Origin of the sequence: Corynebacterium alimapuense, assembly GCF_003716585.1 — a bacterium.
In the GTDB taxonomy this organism is placed as follows: domain Bacteria; phylum Actinomycetota; class Actinomycetes; order Mycobacteriales; family Mycobacteriaceae; genus Corynebacterium; species Corynebacterium alimapuense.
On sequence record NZ_PTJO01000004.1, the window covers coordinates 248,927 to 272,882 of the forward strand.

The following is a 23,956-nucleotide window of genomic DNA, read 5'->3' on the forward strand; positions in this document are numbered from 1 at the left end:
CAAGCTGCGAAAGAGCGGGTTAGTCGATGAATGAGAGAGGTGTTTAAGCCTCGCCCAGCCAGTTCTTCTGCACCGACGGGTCAACCGGAACGCCGGGACCGGAGGTGGAAGAAAGGGTGATCTTCTTCATGTAGATGCCCTTGGAAGAGGAGGGCTTGATGCGCTGCAGTTCCTCGATGAGGGCGCCGTAGTTCTCGGTCAGCGCCTTCTCGTCGAAGGATGCCTTGCCGATAGCGGCGTGCAGGTTGGCAGCCTTGTCAACGCGGAAGGAGATCTTGCCGCCCTTGACCTCAGTGATGGCCTTGGCAACGTCAGTAGCAACGGTGCCGGTCTTCGGGTTAGGCATGAGACCACGCGGGCCCAAGACACGAGCGACACGGCCAACCTTGGCCATCTGGTCAGGGGTGGCGATAGCGACATCGAAGTCGATGGTGCCGTTGGTGATCTGCTCGATCAGCTCATCGGTACCGACGATGTCGGCGCCTGCGGCCTCAGCTTCGGTGGCCTTCTCGCCAGCGGCGAAGACGGCGACACGAACGGTCTTGCCGGTGCCGTTGGGCAGGGAGACGGTGCCACGAACGAGCTGGTCAGCCTTGCGAGGGTCAACGCCCAAGCGGACTGCAACCTCGACGGTGGCGTCGTAGTTCTTGGAGGAGGTCTCCTTGACCAGCTTGGCGGCCTCGAGGGGCGCGTAGAGGCGGTTGCCGTCGACGAGCTCGGCAGCTGCCTTGTATGCCTTAGAGTTCTTGCTCATTGGGTAATTCCTCTTTCAGAGGTTATGTGGTGAATCGGGCCGGAGCTGGCCCTGCCACGGTGTGCGTTAGGAAAAGCGGAGGGAATTAACCCTCGACCTCGATGCCCATGGAACGAGCGGTGCCGGCGATGATCTTCGCTGCAGCGTCGATGTCGCGTGCGTTGAGGTCTTCCTTCTTGGTTTCCGCGATCTCATGGAGCTGAGCCATGGTGACCTTGCCCACCTTCTGGGTGTGCGGAACGCCGGAGCCCTTCTGCAGGCCAGCGGCCTTGAGCAGCAGCTTGGCGGCCGGCGGGGTCTTCAGCTTGAAGGTGTAGCTGCGGTCCTCGTAGACGGTGATTTCAACGGGGATGACGCTGCCGCGCTGAGACTCGGTAGCTGCATTGTAGGCCTTACAGAATTCCATGATGTTGACACCATGGGCACCCAGGGCCGGGCCAACCGGCGGTGCCGGGTTGGCTGCGCCTGCGTTGATCTGCAGCTTGATCAGGCCAGTGACCTTCTTCTTCTTCTTCGGAGCCATCGTATTGCCTCGTTCCTTGGTAACGGGTCACCGCCACGATGATGGCGGCCCCGCCCGGATGCCGATTACCGCTACCGGCAGCTATTGCTACTGGATTTCCACGTATCCCGGCCACCGGGAATGAATGTATGGGTGTTCTGCCGAGCCCACGAAATTCCGATGGACACATGCAGAGTGCGATCTTACGGGAGAAACAAGCCCTCCCCCAAATCTCTAGTTAATCTTCTCGATCTGGTCCACGGTCAGCTCAACCGGAGTCTCGCGGCCGAAGATGGAGACCAAGGCCTGGATCTTTCCGGTGACCTGATCAATCTCGGAGATCGTAGCTGCCACCGATGCCAAAGCGCCGGTAAGAATGGTAACTGCCTCGCCAACCTTGAAGTCGATTTTGACTGCCGACTTGCTGTCTTCTTCTGGCATAGCGATGACCATCTCGCCATCGGCGTTAGCTACTCCGCCTTCACCGTCGACGGTGGGCTCCTTGGGGATAAGGAACTTGGCGACGTCGCGGTGCTTGACCGGCGTGGCGTTGCCTTCGTTGCCCACGAAGCTGGTCACACCTGGGGTGTCACGCACAACCGACCAAGCTTTGTCATTGAGCTCCATGCGTACGAGGACGTAGCCCGGCAGCAGTTTGCGCTTAACCAGCTTGCGCTTGCCATCTTTGACCTCAAGGGCCTGCTCGATGGGCACAACCACGTCGTAGATGAACTCCTCGACCTCAAGGGTCTGGGCGCGCATATCCAGGTTGGTTTTGACCTTGTTTTCATAGCCTGAGTAGCACTGGATGATGTACCACTTGCCCGGCTGCTTTTTTAGCTCACGGGTGTAGTCGCGCAGGCGCTTTTTGTAGCTTGCCTCTGCGTCTTCTTCCTCGGTGTCACCCAATGCGGCGGCGGCTGCGGCAAGAGCGTCGCCCTCTGCTGCCGGCTCGGTTTCTGCTTCCGAAGTCAGATCTGTGGCAGTGGAGGTCTCAGTGGGTTCTTCGGTTGATGCACCCAGCTCAGTCGCCTCGACGGCTTCGGTGGTGTCTAGATTGTTCTCTTCGCTCATGCGTGTGCTCCAAACGTGTGGGTCGTGGGTCATCTTCTCGTCTGCACGGGACGGCAGATGACCTTGCTTAAAGTCAAGCTTACCGGCGGGTGCAAAAAAAGAATCCCGCCGACCCTGAGCGGGTCTGACGGGAAAAACTCTATTTTTCTACTCTACCATCACGGGGTCAAAATCTTTTCAACTCCGAGTCCAGCGATGAAGTCAACGCCGGAAACAAGAGCGGTAACCACGATAAGGAAGGCAAAAACCACCAAGGTGTAAATCAGCATCTGACGAGCAGTCGGCCAAATAACCTTGCGTACCTCAGAGACAACCTCAGGAACGAAGTGGACGACACCGCCGCCTGGCTTATCATCCTCCGGCTCCGGCTTGATGGCCTTCTTGGCCTCATAAGACGAGCTGGAGGTAGTGCCGACGCCTGCCAGCTGACGCTTACCGGTCGGACGCGGCGCGCCGGCCTGGTTCGGCTGATCTTCGGTCACAGCTCTCCTCGAAAAATAATAGATGCACGGGCAGCAAGTACTACCCCGCAGGACTAGCGTGAGTCTACCAGAGGCTTCGCGGGAAAATAAGAAACGGGCCGCTCATCGAAGATAAACTCGATGTGCGACCCGCTTACTTTTGCAGGGGCGACAGGAATTGAACCTGCAACCTACGGTTTTGGAGACCGTTGCTCTGCCAATTGAGCTACGCCCCTTTGGATGCTGCATAAACAACAGTTCCGACTCTAGCAGACTGAAACTCCCAAATCAGGAGGCCATCTACTTAGTCAAAACTTCGACTGTTTTCAAGGCATTTGATCTGACGCCTTGACTTAAGTCAGTAGCGATGGCGAGAGTTGAACTCGCGACACAGCGATTATGAGTCGCTTGCTCTACCACTGAGCTACACCGCCTGACGGCCGCTTATATCCCACCGCCACGCGGTGACCGCGGGATAAAAACAACAGAGCCCCCTGTCAGAATCGAACTGACGACCTTTTCCTTACCATGGAAACGCTCTACCGACTGAGCTAAGGGGGCTTAGCTTCTTTGTTTGCTGATCCGGTTTCCCGTACCCGCTGCGCTGAAGCCTCACAAATGTTAACCCGATAGTGAATATGAAATCAAATCGCCTGGTTATCGCCTATTTTTAAGGACTTTTAAGGCACCCAGAACATGCCCTACCCCAAGCTTAGACCGGCACCCCTTCAGCTTGGACACCGTCACGGCCCACTAGCCCCACAACAGCAGGGCCAGCCACGCACTGGCCGCCTGGCCCCACCCTGATCTCACAAGAGTCCAGGTACGAGAAAACCCACCAGCGAGATAATTCTCACTGATGGGCTTCCAACCTTGTGCCAGATAGAAGATTCGAACTTCTGTAGGCAATGCCGACGGATTTACAGTCCGCTCCCTTTGGCCACTCGGGCAATCTGGCGTGCATCACAAGGTGCGTCACATACCTTACTACGCACCACCACCCTGTTGACAAATCGGCAGTTCAGAGCATGTTTTTAGGCTTAACCCACACGCTTGATGGTGTAGCTAGCCAGTTGCCGGAACGCATCGGTGGCAGGCCCCTCAGGGAGCCTAGCGATCTGAGTTTCAGCTTCAGCAAGATAGCTGTAGACGTCAGCCAACGCCCGCTCACGCCCTTGAGAAAGGCTAAGCAGCTCTAGGGCCCGATCAACCTCTGCGTCCTCCGTCAGTGGACCAGTAAGCAGTCCTCGCAGTTGCTCTCCGACATCGCCGTCCTCGGCTAGCGCGTAGAGCACCGGGAGGGTGAACACTCCCTCTCGGAGATCGGTACCGGGAGTCTTTCCGGAGTCCGCAGGATCAGAGAAAATGTCGATGATGTCGTCGACGATCTGGAAAATCATGCCGATCGCAGCACCCAGTTTGGTCAGCGCATCAGTATGCTCCTCGGATGCGTGACCGTGTAAACCGCCAAAATAACCCGCGGAGGCAATGAGAACGCCGGTCTTTTCCCGAATGACGTTCATGTAGTGCTCGATCGGATCTCCACCGCGAGCACCGAGAGTCTCGCGCATTTGGCCGGTGACCAGATCCTGGAAAGTCTGCGCAAAATGCGCAACAGTTTGCAGATCCAGCTCGCTCATCAGCCTTGAGGCATGTGCGAAGAGAACGTCTCCGGCCAAAATGGCGATCGAGTTTCCCCAGCGCAAATTGGCCGATTCCACTCCTCGACGCAGCTCCGCCTCATCCATCACATCGTCATGATAGAGCGTGGCAAGGTGCACGATTTCCAACACCGCGGCAGCCTTGACTACGTTGTCAGTGCCAGCTTCAGGGCCGTATTCGGAGGCCAAGAGCACCATCATGGGCCGGAATCGTTTGCCTCCGGCTTTGGTCAAATGCAGCACCTTGTCAATGAGGAATTCCTCGCCTTGGGCCAGTTCTTCGTGCAGCAAGGCCTCAACGGCTGTCATCCCAGTCGCGATGCGCTCGTTGAGTTCAGCGTCGCCCAGGTCCACATGCCCGGCGGAACGGGTCTGATGGGTAGTGCCATAGGTCATGGTGGGCTGTCCTTGCAACGGTGATAAGGGGTGAGAAAACAGTCGGCTTCAACCGTAGTCCAAAGTGCATGGCAACCACACTCCGGGGTGGAGGTGCATGCCACAATAGAGCTCGTGACTCGAAACCCGGTCGTAGTTGATGTTCTCGTCGTCGGTGCTGGCCCTGCCGGTTCGGCGGCCGCAATTTACGCGACACAAGCAGGCCATGACGTGCTCTTGGTTGAAGCCGCTTCCTTCCCCCGTGATAAGACCTGCGGGGACGGATTGACCCCCCGCGCGGTCCACCAATTAGAGCGCCTTGGACTCAGCGAAAAGATCACCAACGAACATGTCAACCATGGGCTCAAACTCCATGGCTTCGGTGGCTCCGTCACCGCCCCCTGGCCCAAGAGCGCTTTCGGCACCATCGGCTCGGCGATGCCTCGCATGCTTTTCGACGCCCTCTTGGCCGACGCTGCTGTCAGCAGCGGCGCCACCCTTTGGGAGGATGCTCGCGCGACATCTGTTGAGACCACCGACGCTGGGGTGCAGCAGGTTACGGTGATCCACGCAGGCGTCGAGAAGCAGCTCCGACCTCGATGGGTGATCGTCGCCGATGGGGTGCGCTCCAACTTTGGAAAGCTCCTGGGCCGCCAGTGGCATCGCGGCGAGGTCTATGGCATTGCTGCGCGTTCTTATTGCACCACCCCGCGTGCTGATGAGCAGTGGATTCATTCCCATCTGGAGCTCAAAGATCCAGATGGAGTCGTCCAGCCCGGGTATGGCTGGATCTTCCCGCTCGGGGACGGTCGGGTCAACCTCGGCGTCGGGGCATTATCGACTGATAAACGTCCAGCAAAGGTCAATACCAAAAGACTGCTGTCGCACTATGCCAGCCAACAGCGCTCGGACTGGCAGTTGGGCCCGGAAACGGATGTCGCTTCCGCCTTATTGCCGATGGGTGGGGCGGTCTCCGGGGTGTCTGGCCCCAATTGGCTCCTGATCGGTGATGCTGCCGCCTGCGTCAACCCCCTCAACGGTGAAGGCATCGATTATGGCCTAGAAACCGCCGAGATGGCCGTTGCTGCTATCGGCACAAATGAGAACCTGACGACCCTATGGCCGCAGCTGCTGCGCGAAAGCTACGGCGAGGCTTTCCTCTTGGCCCGAACCGCCGCACGGCTACTGACCTACCCAAAGTTCCTGCCCCTTGCTGGGCCACTAGGGCTACGCGGACCGATCGGGGCGCGGCTGATGCCGGCTGCTGCTCGGTTGATGGGAAATCTGGTCACCGACCAAGACCGCGATCTGGTAGCTCGTGCCTGGCGAGGTGCCGGGGGTGCGGCTTCCTGGATCCGCCGCGACAGCCCGTTGTGGTCTAACCCGGCTTAACCGCCGAGTGCATAGCCACGATCCCGGCGCTGATATTTTGCCAGCCGCACTCGGACCAACCGTTGGCGTTGATTTTGCTGGCTAGATCTTCTTGGCCTGGCCAGGCCCGAATGGATTCCGCTAGGTAGATATATGCGTCAGGGTTAGAAGAAACCGCACGCGCAATCGTCGGAATCAGCCTGGTGAGATATTCCTTGTAAATCGTTCCAAACAGGGGCACCACCGGGGTGGAAAACTCGCTGATAGTGAGGCGCCCGCCGGGTTTAGTCACTCGAGCCATCTCACGCAATGCCGCTTCAAAGTCGTGAATATTGCGCAGCCCGTAGGAGATAGTCACCGCGTCAAAGGTTTCATCTGCGAAGGGCAGGTGCATTCCATCACCGACGACCTTCGGAACATCACGATCGCGGCCAGCTGCCAGCATGCCCTGGGAGAAGTCACAGGCTACGCACCATGCGCCAGACCGGCTCATCTCCACCGTGGACACTGCTGTTCCCGCTGCTAAGTCTAAGACGCGCTCCCCCGGCTTGAGTGCCAGCCGTTCTCGAGTTCGCCGACGCCACCGCGCATCCTGCCCGAAGGAGAGGATGGTGTTAGTCAGATCGTATTTCTCGCCGACGTCATCGAACATCGAGGCAACGTCGAAAGGCTTCTTCTCCAAGGATGCTTTAACCACACCCAGAGTTTAGGCCACTCGAGCACCTAGAGCCTTCGCAGCCCATAGTGGCAGTTCAGGTCGTTGGCCAAAGAAGGTCAACGGCACCTGCTGGTTTTGAGCGAGCACCTCATCGTAATAATCCACCAGCTTGGCGCATAAAGACTCCCACGTCTTATCTTGCACCGATACCCGAGCATTGTGGCGCAGCTGCTCATGCTGCTCAGGTCGCAGCAGCCACTCAGCTGCGGCTGGCAGATCAGCGCTGAACCTGTCTACCTCCAAGAGCAATCCGTTGTATCGATCCTGGATAAGATCCACCGGTCCTCCTGCGCGCGGCCCAATGGTGGGCACACCGGAGGCTTGGGCTTCCTGGATGGCTTGGCAGAAGGTCTCAAATTCACCTGCATGGACAAATAGGTCCAGCGAAGCATAAGCAGCAGCGAGGTCTTCTCCGCTGAGTGCACCAGTAAACACCGCATTCGGCATCTGTGATTCCAATTCATGGCGCGAAGGACCATCTCCCACGATGACCAGCTGAATATCTGATCGACCATGCAAACTAGCTAGCCGGTGGACTCCCTTTTCCGCTGCCAGTCGACCGACGAATCCGACAATGCGTTTCCGACCACTCGGATCCCACCGGCGCCGCAGCTCTGTGGAACGCTTTTCCGGGGAGAATCGGATGTTATCTACTCCTCTGCCCCAGTGGCGAATGTTCTGAATTCCATGCCGCTCTAAATCACTGATGGTTAGCGAGGAGGGGGCCAACGTCATCTGACACAGGTTGTGAATGGTGCGGGTCCACTCCCAAGCGGCAGCAGCCAAAGGAGACAGGTGATATTTGCTAGCGAAGCCTGCCACATCAGTCTGATAAAGCGCGATGGCGGGAATCCGTAGCTGGCGAGCAGCGAAGGCTCCGGCAGCTCCCAACACGAAGGGGCTAGCCAGGTGGATAATATCCGGATCAAACTCGCGCAGAACATCAGTCACCGTGGCATTGGGAACCCCGACGGGCAAGGAATCAATCAATGGGACCCGAACTGTGGGCACCCGGACGATGTCAAAGCCAAGGTAGTCCCCGACTTCCTCTTGGAACTCTCGCGCACCCGGGGCGATAACCATCGCCTCATGGCCTTCCCGATGAAGGTATTCAAGCACTCGGAGCACCGAATTGGTGACACCGTTGATGCTAGGAAGAAAAGACTCGGCAACAATCGCTACACGCATGCCGATCATCTTCCTTTCCCCAGACAACATCGCCCTGATCTTCTGCTTTATTCCCGACGAACTTCCGATGAACGAATCGTCTGCCGCGTACTAAAGCTCACCAACCACCACAATAGTCCCGCTACCAAAGTAACCACCACGGCCATGCTCAGACCAGGAATGATCGCCAGCGTCCATTCTCTTCCCTCAACTTTGACCAGGTTCGGGTTGCTGGCGGAATAGCTGACCCACACCCGTTGTCCCTCACCAAGTCCAGTGGGATAGAGCAGACCGGTTGGTGGCGAACGGTAGATACCCTCTTCATCACGAAAATCGACGGTCGTACGTAACCAACCGACATCGGTGACTGTCGCCAGGGAACGGCCCGAGTCGGCTTCGATATTTCGGTCATTGATGGCTGCGCCGGCCACCAGCGCCAAAGAGCCAAACAGCGCGGCAGCGTAGAGCGCTATCAGCAGCTGATGCAGCCTTCGACGCACAACAGGTTTCACAAGCTTGTTTGTGCCCGAAGCGCAGCATGTAGGGCACGGCGGGTGGCCCGGGTTGTCGTGGCCTCGATGACGTTAATTCCGGAAGGAACCTCGGCGGCGTCTAAGAGGGCGTGGATCAGTTCGCCGGTGTCGGTGACTTCTCGGTGGTTGACACCGTATCCCGCGCATAGTTCCGCCAGATCAACGCCGTGTGGAGTGCCGAAAGCCCGTTCAAAGTTGGCTCTCAATGGTTCGGCTCCGGTCTCTAGGGACTCGAAGATTCCACAGCCATCATCATTGGCTACCACAATCGTGAGGTTCTCTGGATGTGGCTCGTTCGGGCCGATGAGTAGTCCGCCAATATCGTGCAGGAAGGTCACATCGCCGATCAGTGCCACCGTGTGTGGCGCACGAGGCTGATCCGGGTGTGCTGACTGGGTAGCCAGCGCGACCCCTATGGCCTGAGAGAGACTGCCATCGATGCCCGCCGCACCGCGGGGAGAATAGGTTGCCACCCCGTCGAAGGGCAGCCCCACCCAGCTGGCATCACGCACAGGATTCGACGCACCGAGAAAAACAATGTCCTCGGTACCTAAAGTGTCAGCTACCGCAGCAGCGACATGCAATCCACTAAATCCGTGCACCGGATCATTGAGGGTGTCGCGCACAGCTTCGGCCGCTAGGTCAGAGGCCGCCGCGCAGATCTTCAGCCACTGCGAGCTGGGCTGACCGCTTACTTTCACCCGACTTCCTCTAGCCGCCACGCCGCGCGGGTCAGTGAAATCTGAGGTACGAGATAGTGTGATCAGCTCAATCTCGGGATCATTGAGCAAGGCCAATACGTCTCGGTCCAACGTGGGATGGCCAACCACGATCACCTGTTTAGGTTTGGTGTCCACCACATAATTATTTGCGCTGACCTGGGGTTGCAAAAATACCCGAGCCGATAATGGATGAACAGGGTGATAAGGAGCAGGTGCCGTTGGTTCGGCGATAGTGGGCACGTCTTCGAGCCCCTCGACTGCCCAGGCTTCATCTCCTGCGATGACCAAGGTCTCGCGCCCTAGGTCTAGGGCAATCTCACCGTGATCGAGATAGCGGGCATCTGACGGCGCGGGGAGTCGACGCTCTCCGCGGGCACTCGGCAGCTGTTCGCCCAATAGTGGGGTGTCAAAAGCAATATTGAGGTGTACCTGGTCGGTTGAGGTGAAAACACTCGCCAACCTCGACAGGTCCTCAATCTTGTCGACTTGAGTGGTTTCGGCGTAGCTGCCAAAGAGACCGATTTGTTCGATCGTCTGTGATGCCCCAGTGCCATGCAAGCGTTGCGGACGATCTGCACTGATTACAGCCAAGGGAACATGCGCATAGTGAGCTTCCACCATCGCAGGAAGAGTATTAGCCACGGCAGTACCCGACGTCATCACCACTCCCACGTGCCGGCGTTGGACTCTAGCCATACCTAACGCCAAAAAGGCTGCAGAGCGCTCATCAATGCGCACGTGAACTCTAATGTCTGTGCGCGCCAATAGCGCCAGATTCAACGGCGAGTTCCGCGAACCTGGACAAATCACCACATCTGTCAGGTAGCGGGAGAGGTGCTCGGCGACGGCGCCAGCGAGTTCGGTCGACTCTGTGGTGTTTAGCATGGGCCTGAGTCTACTGAAGCCAGAACCATACTCAGCTCATCGTCTCCTCAGCAGCTTTCTTACTGAAACTCATCGGAGATTAGGAGTCACTTCGGAAGCGGTCAAAGAACCCTCCGACATCAATGCTCGGTACCTCGGTAGGGATGATGTCTGAAGGGATCTCAGTCGGGATCTCGCTGGGAAGGACCGGGACTTCTTCCGTAACCGTAGCTGTCATTTCCACCGTGTTAGTCACAGTTTCTGGGGTCAACGGCAGCCGAGCAGCCTCATCTGCGCTACTACGCCAGAGGAAGAACAAGACAACTGCAGCAAGCAATGCCAACCCAAATAAAATGCCAAAGACCGTTGGCAGTGCGCTACGTGACTTTCCTTCCGAGACTGGAGCCGGAGCTGGCGGCTGCGGAGCATATCCTTGCTGGTAGCCCGGTTGGTATCCGGGTGGGTAGCCCTGCTGGTAACCCGGCTGATAACCCTGCGGATAGGGCGACTGCTGATAGTTGAAGTTCGGGTCATTCTCCCCAGGGAAATACTGCCGGGGCCGCTGGTCTGCTTGGCCAGAGGAACCAGGCTGCCCTAGATACTGAGTCTCATTATCCGGATCAGGGTTGGCACGGCCAGTTGGGCCCAAGTATCGGGTGTCATCATCAGAGTTTCCGGGCTCACGCTGGTTCATAAATCTCAGGTTACAGGCACTCATACGCTAAGCGGAGCCGTTCAAACCACCAGTCCCGACGATCTGCGGAAGCAGCCAGCGTCGATAGTCGGTCGGGATCAGGCACCACTGGCGCTACTGACAGGTGCCCGTCAACGATGCTGCGCGGCTGGGCGACATCTTCCAAAAATAGCTGCTGAGTCGCCAAACCAGCCGCTGCTGGCGGGACATCCATCTGATCGTCATCGGTGATTTTTGGTAATGCGGCCACCGCTGCCAGACCAGCATTCATACCTACCGCGGTGTCGAGAGCACTAGCTACGGTGATATCCATGTGCCTGGCTCGTAGATCTGCTGCCAAAGTCAGTACCCGCCGAGCCCCGCCCAGTGGCGCTACCTTGACCACTGCCACATCTGCTGCGCGTAGGTCGGCCACTCGGTAGGGATCCGCAGCCCGGCGAATGGACTCATCCGCAGCTACTCGGACGAAGATCCCGGCGCGCATGAGCTGACCGCGGACTTGTGCTAGTTCCTCCACACTCGCGCAAGGCTGTTCTAGATAGTCCAACGGTCCCAGTGCGCGAGCGGCTTCGAGGGCCTCCGGGACGGTCCAGCCACGGTTAGCATCCACCCGAATCACCGCGCCGGGTCGAGCTTCGCGCACTGCGGATACTCGGGCGATATCTTCAGCCAGACTTTGCCCTGGCTCAGCAACTTTGATTTTGACGGTGCGGCAGCCTGGGAACCGCTCGAGAATTTCTGGAACCTGGGCGGCTGGTACCGCTGGCACGGTTGCATTGACCTCAATGCTGGTTCGTTGAGCGTCGGGGAAACCCGACCAGGCTGCCTCTAATCCAGAGGCCAGCCAAGCGGCGGATTCATGGGAGTCATATTCCAGGAAGGGGGAAAACTCACCCCAGCCGGAGGGGCCGTCGATAAGCAGGGCTTCGCGAGTTTCGACGCCGCGAAAACGCACGGCCATGGGCAGTGACACCACGTGGGAACGCTCGAGGATCTGATCTATGGAGGCGATAGGCATGCCCCAACCCTAGAGAGGGCCAGTGCGACCTGGTCTCCGGCTAGCCCTAAGGAAGCAAGTATCAGTCAGAAATACTCCGGTTAACAACCACCAGCTAGTCTCCCGACCTTAAGCTGGGGGCTATGACTTACAGCACTGATAACCCTTTCGACCCCGCTCAGTGGCAGGTGGTCGACGGTTTTAATGACCTAACCGATGTCACCTACCACCGTCATGTCGGTAGCAATCGCGCAGACGGCATCGTGCGGATCGCTTTCGACCGACCTGAGGTTCGCAACGCTTTTAGACCGCATACCGTCGATGAGCTCTACCGCGCGCTAGATCATGCTCGGCGTACTCCAGATGTGGGCGTGGTGTTGCTCACCGGTAATGGTCCCAGTCAGAAAGATGGTGGCTGGGCCTTTTGCTCAGGCGGCGACCAACGCATCCGCGGCCGCTCCGGCTACCGATATGCCTCCGGTGACACCGCTGAGACTGTCGATCAAGCCCGTGAAAAGGTCGAAGGCGGACGCCTGCATATTCTCGAGGTCCAGCGACTAATCCGCACGATGCCCAAGGTGGTCATCGCGGTGGTCAATGGTTGGGCTGCTGGGGGTGGCCACTCCCTGCATGTGATCTGCGACCTGACGGTTGCCTCCCGACAGGAAGCCAAGTTCAAGCAAACCGATGCCGATGTCGGATCCTTCGACGCTGGCTACGGTTCTGCTTACTTAGCCAAGCAGGTCGGCCAAAAGTTCGCTCGAGAGATCTTCTTCCTTGGCCGCTCTTATGACGCGGAAACCATGCAACGAATGGGTGCGGTCAATATCGTCGCCGACCATAACGCCCTCGAAGATGAGGCGATCCAGGTAGCCCGAGAGATCAACGGTAAGTCCCCCACTGCCCAACGCATGCTCAAATTTGCCTTCAACCTCACCGATGATGGGTTAATGGGCCAGCAAGTATTCGCCGGTGAAGCCACCAGGTTGGCGTATATGACCGATGAGGCAGTCGAGGGTAAGGAAGCCTTCTTAGGCAAACGAGAGCCTGATTGGTCGGAGTTTCCGTTCTACTACTAGGCCATAGTCACTTCCGGTAGAGGAGAAAATCTGCCGGAAGGAACAGGTATGGCAGGTGCTCCGATTACGATGATCAGTCATGACCCGCATCCTCGAGCCGCTGACCGTCGATCCCCACGACCCGGCTGCCATCCTGGCGGACTTAGAAGAAGCGATCGTCGGCAAGCGAGCTCTCCTGCCTGTGCCTGCGCAAGATCTTTCGCGGGCTGCTCAATTACGCAGCTCCCAGCGGGTAGGACAGCCCATCGAGGACCATATCGCCATGGTCATTGCTACCTCTGGGTCCACGGGTACTCCTAAAGGTGCGCAGCTAACTCCAGCCAATCTGGTCTCCAGCGCCGATGCCACCCACCAACGTCTCGGCGGGCAAGGACAGTGGCTGCTTGCTATGCCCGCGCATCATGTCGCAGGTATCCAGGTATTAATCCGCTCCCTGATCGCTGGCGTCGACCCGGTTTGTCTGGATTTATCCGCCGGTTTTGATACCGACAGCTTCGCCGCAGCAGCCAAGGAACTCGCGGCTACTGGTGAACGCTGTTATACCTCGTTAGCTCCAATGCAGCTGGCCAAAGTGATGGACAGTCTTCGTGGCATCGAAGCACTGCAAATATTTGATGCCGTCTTGGTTGGTGGTGCTGCAATTAATCCCCAACTCGCCCGGTCTGCGCAGCGTCTGCGCATCAAGATTGTCACTACCTATGGTTCCTCAGAAACCGCTGGGGGCTGTGTCTACGACGGACGCCCGCTACCTGGCACAAAGTTAAGAGTCGCCCGAGGACGGATTCATCTTGGCGGGCCAATGATCGCCGCTGGCTATCGAAATCACCCTAATCACAGCGCGTTTGTTGAACCCGGCTGGTTCGCTACCTCTGATGCCGGGCGCGTCGAAAAAGACCTACTCACGGTCACCGGCCGGCTCGATTCGGTGATCGACTCCGGCGGGCTCAAGCTCCAACCTGAAGTGCTCGAACAAGCCATTCTCGGAGTCACTGGGGTCACCGGAGTGTGCGTGGTCGGGGCTCCGCATCCACGGCTAGGACAAGCTATCGTCGCTGCATATACCGGGACTGCGCTACCTGGTGAGGTCATCGAGGGGCTTGATGAGCTGCCTCGTTGGCAGCTGCCTAAAGAGCTACGTCATCTTGAGGCACTGCCCGTGGCCGGGCCAGGAAAGATCGACCGAAAAGCTGTGGAGAAGCTCTTTTCCTAGATTCTCAATCCTCTAGCTGCGCTGCTGCCACCAGCATGGCGACATCCTCGGCGCGATAGACCCGAGAGATCTGCTCATCATTGCCGCCCATCAATGTGTTTCCAATGACCAACGACGCACGCTGAGTGGTAGGCACTACCGCGAAATGCCGCGGGTTGGAATAGACCTGGCGGACTGGAAAGCCGGATCGAAGCGCACAGGCATGCAACCACACGTCATCGGCGCGAGGGGTGAGTTTCATAAACTCATCGCCTTGTTCGACCACATAGCTAATGAAGGTGCTCGGGTAGAGTACCCCGGAAACCCCGGTAGCAAAGTGCAGGTAAGAGGCGCGGCTAGTGTCAGCTGCGGACCATTTCACATAGGGCAGGATGTGCTCACCACGCAGCTCAATGCGGTGCGCACGATAAGCGACAATAACGTCATCGCGCAGGTCATTAATAAACAGCAGCCGTTCCAAAAACCACTCAGGATAGATCATGTCATCGTCGACGGTGGCCACTTGGATTCCGCTTCCTGCGACCTCCCGGAACTGGTTCCAATACTTGGTGTGTGGTCCATAACTGCCATCGGAACATCGCACCTGTAGACCGCGGGCTACTAGTCGCTGCAGCGGACGAGATAGCTCCCGCTCAAAATCTGCCGAATCTAGCCACAGAATAATCGGAGCCTTGACGGTTCCCCGAGCAATTGATTCGAGCGCAAAATGCACCCGGTTGAGCCGGTAGCCATGAGAGGTCACGGAAATGACCACCTCACCGGTGGCCGGGATCTGAGCACCAGAGAGCCGGTTATTCCACGCCAAGGGCACCATCCGGAAGAGAGTGAAAAAGAAGCTGACGGCTTGCCCCAGCACATAACCGATCCACATGAGCACTCCCGAGATCTTTTGTTGTAATACTCCGACCACCTTAAGTGGTGCGGTTTCATGGCGCCATGAAAGATATCTCGCATGAGGCGCGCTCGCTCCAGATCGGGCTCTTCATGATTTATGAGACAGAGAATTTGGCGATGGGTTAAGTGGCACCATTAGCGGACGTCAGGGTCCGGCAGAGGAGCGTCACATAACCGATCGTTCCGACAAAACTCGATTGCACGATGTCCATGTCAGCTGATTTGTCCGAGGCGGCAATCACGACTGACAAGCCGACTACATCGAGCACTGACACCTATGCCGGTCTTTTCGCGCGAGTCTCGTTTGCAAAGCATCTATGAGATATATGGGCTGCCATACACACGAGATGGTGGGTGTTCGCAACAAAGGGATTGTTAGGCGCAGATCTACTGATGTGGTTCGGATACCAGCAGCGTGAGCATATAGGAAAAGCCCTTCCGATCAGTAAAAATAGAGCATTCCTAGAATCCGATTCATCTGAAAAGAAAGAGCACCTCACAGGTACAGCTAGCCCTCACTACGATGTCAGCATCATTCGACGACCCGAACCTGATGCTGACCTTAGGTCTGGTCCTAATCATGCCGCTAGCTAATGTGGCCGATCTGTGCATCCTCGTTCCAAATCGGTCGAGAGTGCCGACCGACACAGTAAACCAATGCTGAAGCCAAGATCGCCTCACTGATCGGCAGGATGAACAAACAACGTTCGATAACTACTTCACCAAAGACAACTGACATACGGGGAAATAGCCGAATACGTCATGAGATGACGGTAAGTAGCGCACCCCTACCGAGTGATTGTTTTAAGAATCCTCGCGCATCAAAATCGCAACTGCCTTGGCAGCAGTACGAACATGCGAACGTACTGCCCGCTCTGCGGCACGGCCATCCCCAGAACGCAGAGCTGCAACGATGGCTTCATGCTCTTTCAGCGAGGTTTCCGGACGTCCTGGCATTTGGGAAGAAATCTTGTTACCAATGCGCATCTGCCCAAATAGGTTCTCGGAAACGCCAAATAGACGTTTGTTCCCGGAACCAATCCATAGCTGCTGGTGAAATCTGACATCCAGATCTGCGTAACCCACCAGGTCTCCCGACTCCACGAGTTCACGCTGTTGTTCAATCAGCTCTGCCATGTCATCAGCGATGTCTAGCCGCGACCCAGATTGGACCGTTCTACGGCAGGCAAGTATTTCGAGGGCCTCGCGGAGCTCATAAATCTCGCGCATGTCCTCTGCGCTGAATTGCGGAACGAAAAATCCTCGATGATCAAGGGACTCCAGCAAGCCCTGACGCTCAAGCAAAGCTAGCGCTGTCCGAATCGGAGTTGGAGAGAGACCGAGTAGCGAGACTAGTGGGCGAACTGTCACGCGATCTCCGGGGGAAAGCTCACCCGAGATGATCAATTTTCGAATCTGCGAGTGCGCCACATTCACCAATCCATCGCCGCGCACAGCCTCTCTTGCCAGGCCTTTTGTCTGAACTTCCGATGCCATATTCACACCATTAACGCTATCACTATTGACTTGCTAAGTGAAGCGTGTCACTCTTGTTTTAAATCAAAAATCTAAAATTAAGGATTGAAACGCTCCATCATCTCGATCAACGATCCATCCCAAGACAGCGAAAAAATCTCAGGATAGGACAAGACCATGAATGAATCTTCTGAAGTGGAGCTGGCCGACAAAGCTTCGATGCCTGCCGATGAAACAACCCCCACCAATACCAGTGGGGAACCCTTGATCCGCATGTATGGCGGGCCCATCATGGCACTGGTTCCTGCCCTGGTTCTCGTCGGAGTGTTGATCTGGCTATCAGTTGCCGAACGAGCGGACCTATCAACTTTCTGGGTGGGAGGATTCGCCGCGATAGTGGTGGGCCTCCTGTTGACCCGGACACCACGAGCGTTCGCAGAATCGATTATCCGCGGACTTTCAGACAACACAGGCGCAGTGATCATTACCGCTTATCTCTTCGCCGGCGTCTTCGGCAGCATGCTAGCCGGTGGCGGACTGGTCAACGGATTGCTGTGGGTAGGCGTCTCAGCAAATCTGCATGGCGCACTTTTTGCGATACTGGCATTTTTCCTCACCTGTGTCTTTGCCGCCGGCACTGGCAGTAGCGTAGCGGCAGCCCTAGCTCTGATCCCCGTGCTATATCCGGTCGGGGTGGCCCTCGGCGCGGATCCCACCATGCTGGCAGTAGCGGTCCTTGCGGGTGGCGCTTTCGGAGACAACATTGCACCAATTTCCGACACCACCATTACGTCGTCTTACACAGCGAAAGCGACGATGGCAGACGTGGTGAAGTCGCGACTTCCGCTGTCATTGATTTCAGCGGCAATCACCATTGGCATCCTTGCCATCTTCGGAGGTGGCGGCGAGGTAACAACCAACCGTATCGACGTGGACGCCAACCCCCTTGGCTTGTTGATGATCATTCCCTTCGGCGTAGTGATCTATTTGGCCATCCGCCGCTACCACATCATCATTGCTCTGACTTGGGGAATTCTCAGCGCAATAGGGATCGGTGTAGTCACCGGTCTGCTAAAGGTTACGGAGATCTTCTCCATCCCCGCAGAACGCGGCGACTCCACTGGTCTGATTCAAGACGGGATCGCCAGCATCACCGGGGCGATTGTGTTGGTGCTATTCATTCTCGCCCTGGCGCAAGTTCTGGCTGATAGCGGTTTCATGAATCAGGTTCTCCAACGTCTAGAGAAGAAAGCAACCCGGGGCGTTCGGAGCGCCGAACTGGCCATCTCCGGCATCACCCTGCTGTTTACCATCCCACTGGGTGCAAATGCCCCGGCCATCTTGCTGGTAGGCCCCACCATCGGCCGGCCGCTTGGTGTTCGACACAATCTCGCACCTGCCAGGATCGCCAACCTCATGGACTGCGCCGCCAACACCGTTTTCTACATGCTCCCCTGGCACAACGCCGTGATCATTTGGTACGCAACCGTCCTGGCAACCGCAACACAATACGGTCTTCCCTCGATCTCCATTGGGGCAGCGCTGCTGAATCCCTACGCATGGTCACTGCTAGTCGTACTGCTGTTTTCGATCCTGACCGGATGGAATAGAAGATACGCCACCGCAGCTGACGAAGTTCCCAAGATTTAGCTGTCAGTAACGATTACTCCATCGAAGCTGCGCATGTCAGTAACCGAACACCAGGCCAAGCAGAAAGGAGCCGGGATAATGAACCACACCCCGACCAAACCCACGTTCACACTGGATCTGACTAAACCGGAACCTGTACCGCAGCAAGGTATTGACCGAGCTCTCGAACTCATGAACAGCGGTCGACTATTTCGCTACGGAGAGACCGCACCGGGGCAACTCAGCGACGCGTCTTTGTTGGAACAACGCATGGCACAGCTGCTCAATCGCAAGTATGCGATTGGGGTCAACTCCTGTGGTGCTGCACTATTTCTCGCCTTAAAGTCCTCAGGCGTTCACCAAGGAGACAAAGTACTGGTCAACGGCTACACGCTAGCCCCAGTACCAGGCGCCATCGATCATGCCGGCGCTGAACCCGTAGTGGTCGAAGTCAATGAACAACTCACCATCGACTTTGACGATCTAAGGCGCAAGGCGCATCAATCTGGAGCACGAACCCTACTGCTCTCGCATATGCGCGGCCATATATCTGACATGGATCAGATCGTAGAACAGTGTGAAGAACTTGACCTGACACTGATTGAAGACTGTGCCCACACCCTGGGAGCGTCCTGGAACGGGAAGCCTACCGGCGCCTTCGGAACAGCTGCGTGTATCAGCCTCCAAACCTTCAAGCACATCAACTCCGGCGAAGGCGGGATCATCGTTACCGATGATGAGGACTTAGCCGCCCGAGCCATCTTGTACTCGGGCAGCTACATGCTCTACGAACAACACACAGCACGCCCAGATGCCACAGTGTTCGAAAAGCATAGGGGAAATACCCCTAATTACAGTCTGCGTATGACTGCCCTGGCTGCGGCGCTGGCGTTGCCACAGTTGGAGCTGCTCAGTGAGCGAGCCGAGCGCATGAATGCTTCCTACCGGTGTCTGGAACAACTGCTAGCTGAGATCAACGGTGTGCAACTCATTCAGAGAGACACGAAGGAAGAATTCATCGGAAGCTCCCTGCAGTTTCGACTGCCAGGACTCAACGCCCAGCACATTGAGCACTTTATCGCCACCTGCCAGTCGCAAGGACTGGGATTGAAATGGTTCGGAAAACCCAGGATGGAAGGCTTCACCAGCAGACCCTCGCACTGGGAATACGTCACGGATTCCACCGGGACTCCTAGAACAGAGGAATTGCTTTCCACCCTGTGCGATATCCGAATACCACCTGCGATGAACCAACAGCACTGCCGCCAAGCGGCAGAAGTCATCGCAGAGGCATTGGAGGAGATAACGACATAGGACACAACCAGCTCTCCCCCATGCACAACAGCACTCTGAGGACTACGACAACCAATATTCCTAAGAACAAGGAGCCATCATGACCATCGAATATCTCAAGCAAGGGCAACCGGCTCTGATGCCAGATCTGGCTCAGACCACCCACACCGTCCAAGAAATGCTGCGCACAATGGAAGAAGAAGGTGAGTCTGCCACCCGGGTATACTCGCAAAAGCTTGATTCCTGGACCCCTGAGAGCTTTATCGTTAGCGCTGAACAGATCGCGGCAGCGGAAAAGGCACTTCCTGAAACAGTCAAGGCCGATATTCGGTTCGCTCACAAGCAGGTTCGGGAGTTCGCTAATCGCCAGCGAGAGAGCCTGCACGAGTTCGAGTGTGAATCATACCCAGGCCTTATCACCGGGCAACGGAACATCCCCGTAGATGCTGCCGGTTGCTACGTCCCCGGTGGCCGATTCGCTCATCTAGCATCCGCTGCAATGAGCGTGGCCACTGCCAAAGCGGCCGGAGTCAAACATGTCACCGCATGCTCGCCACCGCGCGATGAAAATGGAATCCATCCAGCCACCTTGTTCGGAATGTCGACGGCAGGGGCTGACACCATCTTGAGCCTGGGCGGGGTGCAAGCAGTCGGGGCTATGGCTTTTGGCCACTTCACTAATACCCCGGTGAATATTCTGGCTGGTCCCGGTAACCGCTTCGTAGCCGAAGCCAAACGCCTGCTCTACGGGCGTGTCGGCATCGATGTGGTTGCCGGTCCCACCGAATCTCTCATTCTTGCCGACGACTCCGCGGATCCTTGGCTGGTCGCTGTTGACTTGATCAGCCAGGCAGAGCACGGAGCCGAGTCCGCGGCCATCCTTATCACCACGTCCCGTCGAATCGGCGAAGCCGTACTGAAGCTGATTCCCCAAGCACTAGCGCAACTTCCGGCCGAATCGATCGCCGGCCAGGCCTGGGAGAACTTCGGCGAAGTGGTTCTCACGGACAACCGTGAACAGGCCGCACAACTTGCTGATGACTACGCCAATGAGCACGTTCAGGTTCAGGCAGAAGACCTGGATTGGTGGCTAGCCACGCTGCGCAATTACGGTTCACTGTTTCTCGGCGAAGAAACCACCGTGACCTACGGCGATAAAACCTCCGGCCCCAACCACATCCTTCCTACTCGTGGCGCCGCTAGTTACACCGGTGGGCTATGGGTTGGAAAGTTCATCAAAACTGTCACCTACCAGCGCATGTCTCGCGACGCCAATGCACAGATCGGTCGGGTCGCGGCACGTATCTCACGGGTCGAGGGGATGGAAGGACACGCTCTCTCAGGAGATGTGCGGTTGGAAAAGTACTTCCCCGGAGAACCCCTGAGCACCAGCGTGCAGGAACTCTAAACCCACTCACGTTCCATTCAACCTGCGGCTTGTCATCAGACGAGACCGTCACATCCACAAAGAAAGTTGATACACCATGCATTTGTCTAAGATTGCCCGCCGTCGCTACACCAAGGGTGCTACCCCGATTGAGTTCCTTCCCAACCTCACCGAAGAATTGGGCGGGCCACGAATCCACATCAAGCGCGATGACCTTCTCGGCCTGACCTCGGGCGGCAACAAAACGCGCAAGCTCGAGTTCCTGATGGCAGATGCGCTGGCTCAAGGCGCCGATACCATCATCACCACCGGTGCTGTGCAGTCCAACCACTGCCGGCTGACTCTCTCAGCAGCAGTCAAAGAAGGCTTGAAATGCCACCTGCTGATCGAAGAGCGAGTCAAGGACTCCTACAGCGAAGGTGCCAGCGGCAATAACTTCCTTTTCCACCTTTTGGGTGCCGCATCCATCACGCCGGTGCCCGGTGGGACAGACCTGATGGCTGGAATGCAGGAGATCGCAGAAAAGATCACTGCCAATGGTGGAACCCCCTACATCATTCCCGGAGGAGGCTCCAACGCACTCGGAGCCTTGGGATATCTTTCCTGTGCCGAAGAAATTCTTTCCCAAAGCTTCGACTCCGGGCTCGATATCGACCATGTGGTCTGCTCCAGTGGATCCGGTGGCACACACGCTGGTTTGGTCGCCGGACTCCACGGCAACCAGAGCGGAATTCCTATCACCGGAATCAGTGTTCGCGCAGAAAAGGTACCCCAGGAAGCCAAGATTCTTGATCTCGCTCAGCAAGCCGCGCATCTGGCAGGCGGGCATCTAGAGATCCCGGCCGACTACGTAGTGGTGCGCGATGAATTCGTCGGCCCGGGCTATTCATTGCCCACTAAGGAGATGACCGAAGCAATCCAGATCTTCGCCCGCACTGAAGGCATTCTCCTCGATCCGGTGTACACAGGAAAGACTGCCGCAGGTCTGATCGGGCTGATCAAGGAAGGTGCCTTCGATAAGGACAGCGATGTCTTGTTCATCCATACCGGAGGATCCCCAGCTTTGTACGCCTACCAAGCTGAAGCCCTAGGATAATCCTCTTGTACACCGACCTATCACCATCACGGGTAGTGGGCATTCTGGGAGGCATGGGTCCCTCGGCCACGGCCGATTTTTACACCAAACTCATTGCTCACACCCCAGCGTCAGTGGATCAGGAACACCTGCGGGTGGTGATCTGGGCAGATCCCACGGTTCCCAGCCGTCAAGATGCACTTCTGTCCAACGGCCAAGATCCCTCACCATGGCTAGCAGCAGGACTGCAGCGGCTTCAAGACTCTGGGGCGGAGATCATTGTGGTTCCGTGCAATACCGTGCACGGTTACCTCCCTCCGATTATGGATGGGCAGCCTACTGAATTCATCAGCATCATCGATACCACGATTCAGGCTGTCAACTGGACCGCAAACAACCATGCGATCGGGTTGCTGGCCACTGATGGAGCCCTGCTATCAGGGATTTACCAAGAGGCGCTCAGCGATGCAGGGTATGGCGTCATCCAGCCTTCTGCCCAGGATCAGGCGCAGTTAATGAACATCGTTCACAGTGTCAAAGCCGGCAACATCACGCCAGAACTGCACCAGGACATGCGCAGGATCCTGGCCACATTGGAAAACCAAGGGGCCGACACGGCCATTGTGGGATGCACCGAGCTCTCGACCTTGCTGCAGCATGCCACTCTCGAGGGGTCAATGACCCTGGTTGATCCAGCAGTCGAGCTGGCATTAGCCACCATCAACAGGGCACGACAACACCCCTGATCTGCCCTTTATGAGGCTCAGCACTCAGGCTAACAACGCCCTACTTGTTATAGGGGGATGGAACATATGCGCATAGCAACCCATCCCTCTATAACGCCTCGACCAACATCTACTCGCCCGACATAGTTTGTCGGTCACCACAGGGAAAACGGAGAGTAAGCCATGCCTACCGATGACACAGTAACGGAGACATCGGCATTCCACCGTGCACGCCAACGCAGCATCCCACTACTTCCGGGACTGGGAGCATGTGCCATAGCAGTGCTGATCTCCTTAGGCGTTCACAGCCTGGTTCCTTCGCTTCCGGCAATGACCATTGCCGTAGTCCTGGGTATTCTCGTTGCGAACCTGCCTGGAATTAGCCTACTAACCAGAGGAGTACTTAGTCCCGGACTAGGCTTTGCCGGTAAAAAGCTCATGCGGGCAGGCATTGTCATGCTCGGCCTAAAACTCAGCATTGTCGATATCCTAGGCTTGGGCTGGGCTGCCTTTGGCATCGTTGTTGCGATTGTTTTGTTAGCTTTCGCCGGAACGTACCTAGTGGGAAAGCTCTTTAAATTACCCGGAGATGCTCCATTACTCATCGCTGCTGGATTCTCCATCTGCGGCGCATCTGCGATCGGCGCAATGGCTGGGGCTCGTCGCGTCAGACCCACCGATACGGTAATGCCAGTAGCTCTAGTCACACTGTGCGGAACCCTTGCCATTGCGGTGTTGCCGCTCCTGATGGAACCGCTATCACTGAACAATATTCAGTTTGGGCAATGGGTTGGTGCTTCGGTACACGATGTTGGCCAAGTTGTTGCCACTGCCCAAGTAGCAGGACCAGCAGCATTGGCAGCAGCATTGGTGATCAAATTGACTCGTGTCATGTTGCTGGCACCGATCGTATTTTTCGCCGCGATGGGAACCCGACGTAGTGCAAAAAATAGCCAGCATGACAACGGCGAAGCAGAAAAACCGGCACCACTTCCTCCCCTAATTCCGCTGTTTATCATTGGTTTCGCACTCATGATTGGCATCAGATCCTTAGGGATACTGTCTCCAGAGATGTTGGAGGCCGGAGCGATTCTCCAGGATGTTTTCCTCGGTGCCGCGCTCTTTGGACTGGGCGCAGCCGTCAGTATCCGCGAACTGTTATCTAGCGGAATGAGGGGAATCATGGTGGCGCTGCTGTCGTGGATCCTCATTGGAACTTTGGGCTACGCCGGCGTGCAGTTGATGTCGATATAACACCACCAGTCGATGGTCAGATCAGTGCGATGTATCCGCGA

The 23,956-nt window shown here is 56.9% G+C and carries 22 protein-coding genes and 4 tRNA genes; 9 read left to right on the forward strand and 17 right to left on the reverse strand.

The window, feature by feature from the left end; genetic code table 11:
* Positions 1-43 precede the first annotated feature (43 nt).
* The 9 genes from rplA to C5L39_RS06445 form a co-directional block, all read right to left on the reverse strand.
* Positions 44-754, reverse strand: a complete 711-nt coding sequence (gene rplA, locus C5L39_RS06405; RefSeq protein WP_123048055.1) for a 50S ribosomal protein L1 — start codon at positions 752-754, stop codon at positions 44-46.
* An 85-nt stretch (positions 755-839) separates the two neighbouring features.
* The gene (rplK, locus tag C5L39_RS06410) at positions 840-1,277 is read right to left on the reverse strand and encodes a 50S ribosomal protein L11 (protein WP_123048056.1); all 438 of its coding nucleotides are present in this window, start codon (positions 1,275-1,277) and stop codon (positions 840-842) included.
* 213 nt (positions 1,278-1,490) lie between these two features.
* On the reverse strand, positions 1,491-2,330 hold the full coding sequence (gene nusG, locus C5L39_RS06415; RefSeq protein ID WP_165857998.1) for a transcription termination/antitermination protein NusG: 840 nt from the start codon (positions 2,328-2,330) through the stop codon (positions 1,491-1,493).
* Positions 2,331-2,488: 158 nt separating this feature from the next.
* Positions 2,489-2,812: a preprotein translocase subunit SecE gene (secE, locus tag C5L39_RS06420; RefSeq protein WP_123048058.1), complete on the reverse strand. Its 324-nt coding sequence runs from the start codon at positions 2,810-2,812 to the stop codon at positions 2,489-2,491.
* A gap of 142 nt (positions 2,813-2,954) precedes the next feature.
* Positions 2,955-3,027, reverse strand: a tRNA-Trp gene (locus C5L39_RS06425).
* A 126-nt stretch (positions 3,028-3,153) separates the two neighbouring features.
* Positions 3,154-3,225: transfer RNA gene (locus C5L39_RS06430), tRNA-Met, on the reverse strand.
* 54 nt (positions 3,226-3,279) lie between these two features.
* Positions 3,280-3,352 (reverse strand) — tRNA-Thr (locus tag C5L39_RS06435).
* Positions 3,353-3,667: 315 nt separating this feature from the next.
* Positions 3,668-3,749: transfer RNA gene (locus tag C5L39_RS06440), tRNA-Tyr, on the reverse strand.
* Between the two features lie 82 nt (positions 3,750-3,831).
* Positions 3,832-4,848, reverse strand: coding sequence for a polyprenyl synthetase family protein (locus tag C5L39_RS06445; RefSeq protein ID WP_123048059.1), 1,017 nt, complete (start codon positions 4,846-4,848; stop codon positions 3,832-3,834).
* Positions 4,849-4,962: 114 nt separating this feature from the next.
* Between C5L39_RS06445 and C5L39_RS06450 the strand changes: the two genes are divergently transcribed.
* The gene (locus C5L39_RS06450) at positions 4,963-6,219 is read left to right on the forward strand and encodes a geranylgeranyl reductase family protein (protein WP_165857999.1); all 1,257 of its coding nucleotides are present in this window, start codon (positions 4,963-4,965) and stop codon (positions 6,217-6,219) included.
* On the opposite strand, the gene C5L39_RS06455 is transcribed toward C5L39_RS06450, so the two are convergent.
* The 6 genes from C5L39_RS06455 to C5L39_RS06480 all read right to left on the reverse strand — a co-directional run bounded on the left by C5L39_RS06455 (position 6,206) and on the right by C5L39_RS06480 (position 11,914).
* Positions 6,206-6,895 (reverse strand): demethylmenaquinone methyltransferase, encoded by a 690-nt coding sequence (locus tag C5L39_RS06455; protein ID WP_123048060.1) that lies wholly within the window; start codon positions 6,893-6,895, stop codon positions 6,206-6,208. The two genes, C5L39_RS06450 and C5L39_RS06455, sit on opposite strands and share 14 nt — an antisense overlap.
* A gap of 9 nt (positions 6,896-6,904) precedes the next feature.
* Complete coding sequence (locus C5L39_RS06460; RefSeq protein ID WP_123048203.1) at positions 6,905-8,104, reverse strand: glycosyltransferase family 4 protein; 1,200 nt, start codon at positions 8,102-8,104, stop codon at positions 6,905-6,907.
* A gap of 47 nt (positions 8,105-8,151) precedes the next feature.
* Complete coding sequence (locus C5L39_RS06465; RefSeq protein ID WP_123048061.1) at positions 8,152-8,595, reverse strand: DUF3592 domain-containing protein; 444 nt, start codon at positions 8,593-8,595, stop codon at positions 8,152-8,154.
* A complete protein-coding gene (gene menD, locus C5L39_RS06470) occupies positions 8,592-10,223 on the reverse strand; it encodes a 2-succinyl-5-enolpyruvyl-6-hydroxy-3-cyclohexene-1-carboxylic-acid synthase (RefSeq protein WP_123048062.1) in 1,632 nt (543 codons plus the stop codon). Before menD ends, C5L39_RS06465 begins: the two co-directional genes overlap by 4 nt.
* A 79-nt stretch (positions 10,224-10,302) precedes the next feature.
* Positions 10,303-10,896 carry a hypothetical protein gene (locus C5L39_RS06475; RefSeq protein WP_123048063.1) on the reverse strand — a complete coding sequence of 198 codons (594 nt, stop codon included), beginning with the start codon at positions 10,894-10,896 and terminating at the stop codon, positions 10,303-10,305.
* A gap of 10 nt (positions 10,897-10,906) precedes the next feature.
* Positions 10,907-11,914: an o-succinylbenzoate synthase gene (locus C5L39_RS06480; protein WP_123048064.1), complete on the reverse strand. Its 1,008-nt coding sequence runs from the start codon at positions 11,912-11,914 to the stop codon at positions 10,907-10,909.
* Positions 11,915-12,036: 122 nt separating this feature from the next.
* Here C5L39_RS06480 and C5L39_RS06485 point away from each other — a divergent pair, with 122 nt between their 5' ends.
* Together C5L39_RS06485 and menE are read left to right on the forward strand one after the other, a co-directional pair.
* On the forward strand, positions 12,037-12,972 hold the full coding sequence (locus C5L39_RS06485; protein ID WP_123048065.1) for a 1,4-dihydroxy-2-naphthoyl-CoA synthase: 936 nt from the start codon (positions 12,037-12,039) through the stop codon (positions 12,970-12,972).
* 79 nt (positions 12,973-13,051) lie between these two features.
* Positions 13,052-14,182, forward strand: a complete 1,131-nt coding sequence (gene menE, locus C5L39_RS06490) for an o-succinylbenzoate--CoA ligase (RefSeq protein WP_123048066.1) — start codon at positions 13,052-13,054, stop codon at positions 14,180-14,182.
* A gap of 4 nt (positions 14,183-14,186) precedes the next feature.
* On the opposite strand, the gene C5L39_RS06495 is transcribed toward menE, so the two are convergent.
* Together C5L39_RS06495 and C5L39_RS06500 are read right to left on the reverse strand one after the other, a co-directional pair.
* Positions 14,187-15,053, reverse strand: a complete 867-nt coding sequence (locus tag C5L39_RS06495) for a glycosyltransferase (RefSeq protein WP_123048204.1) — start codon at positions 15,051-15,053, stop codon at positions 14,187-14,189.
* Between the two features lie 827 nt (positions 15,054-15,880).
* A complete protein-coding gene (locus C5L39_RS06500) occupies positions 15,881-16,573 on the reverse strand; it encodes a GntR family transcriptional regulator (protein WP_123048067.1) in 693 nt (230 codons plus the stop codon).
* 156 nt (positions 16,574-16,729) lie between these two features.
* On the opposite strand from C5L39_RS06500, the gene C5L39_RS06505 reads away from it, so the two are divergent.
* The 6 genes from C5L39_RS06505 (at position 16,730) to C5L39_RS06530 (ending at position 23,915) form a co-directional block, all read left to right on the forward strand.
* Positions 16,730-18,202 carry a Na+/H+ antiporter NhaC family protein gene (locus C5L39_RS06505; RefSeq protein ID WP_197714725.1) on the forward strand — a complete coding sequence of 491 codons (1,473 nt, stop codon included), beginning with the start codon at positions 16,730-16,732 and terminating at the stop codon, positions 18,200-18,202.
* Between the two features lie 78 nt (positions 18,203-18,280).
* Positions 18,281-19,495, forward strand: a complete 1,215-nt coding sequence (locus C5L39_RS06510; protein WP_123048068.1) for a DegT/DnrJ/EryC1/StrS family aminotransferase — start codon at positions 18,281-18,283, stop codon at positions 19,493-19,495.
* A gap of 79 nt (positions 19,496-19,574) precedes the next feature.
* Positions 19,575-20,882 carry a histidinol dehydrogenase gene (gene hisD, locus C5L39_RS06515; protein WP_123048069.1) on the forward strand — a complete coding sequence of 436 codons (1,308 nt, stop codon included), beginning with the start codon at positions 19,575-19,577 and terminating at the stop codon, positions 20,880-20,882.
* Positions 20,883-20,958: 76 nt separating this feature from the next.
* Entirely contained in the window at positions 20,959-21,957 is a 999-nt protein-coding gene (gene cuyA / locus C5L39_RS06520; protein ID WP_123048070.1) for a D-cysteate sulfo-lyase, read from the forward strand.
* 35 nt (positions 21,958-21,992) lie between these two features.
* A complete protein-coding gene (gene cuyB, locus C5L39_RS06525; protein WP_126268739.1) occupies positions 21,993-22,682 on the forward strand; it encodes a cysteate racemase in 690 nt (229 codons plus the stop codon).
* 162 nt (positions 22,683-22,844) lie between these two features.
* Positions 22,845-23,915: a YeiH family protein gene (locus C5L39_RS06530; RefSeq protein ID WP_123048072.1), complete on the forward strand. Its 1,071-nt coding sequence runs from the start codon at positions 22,845-22,847 to the stop codon at positions 23,913-23,915.
* The last annotated feature ends 41 nt before the right edge of the window (positions 23,916-23,956 follow it).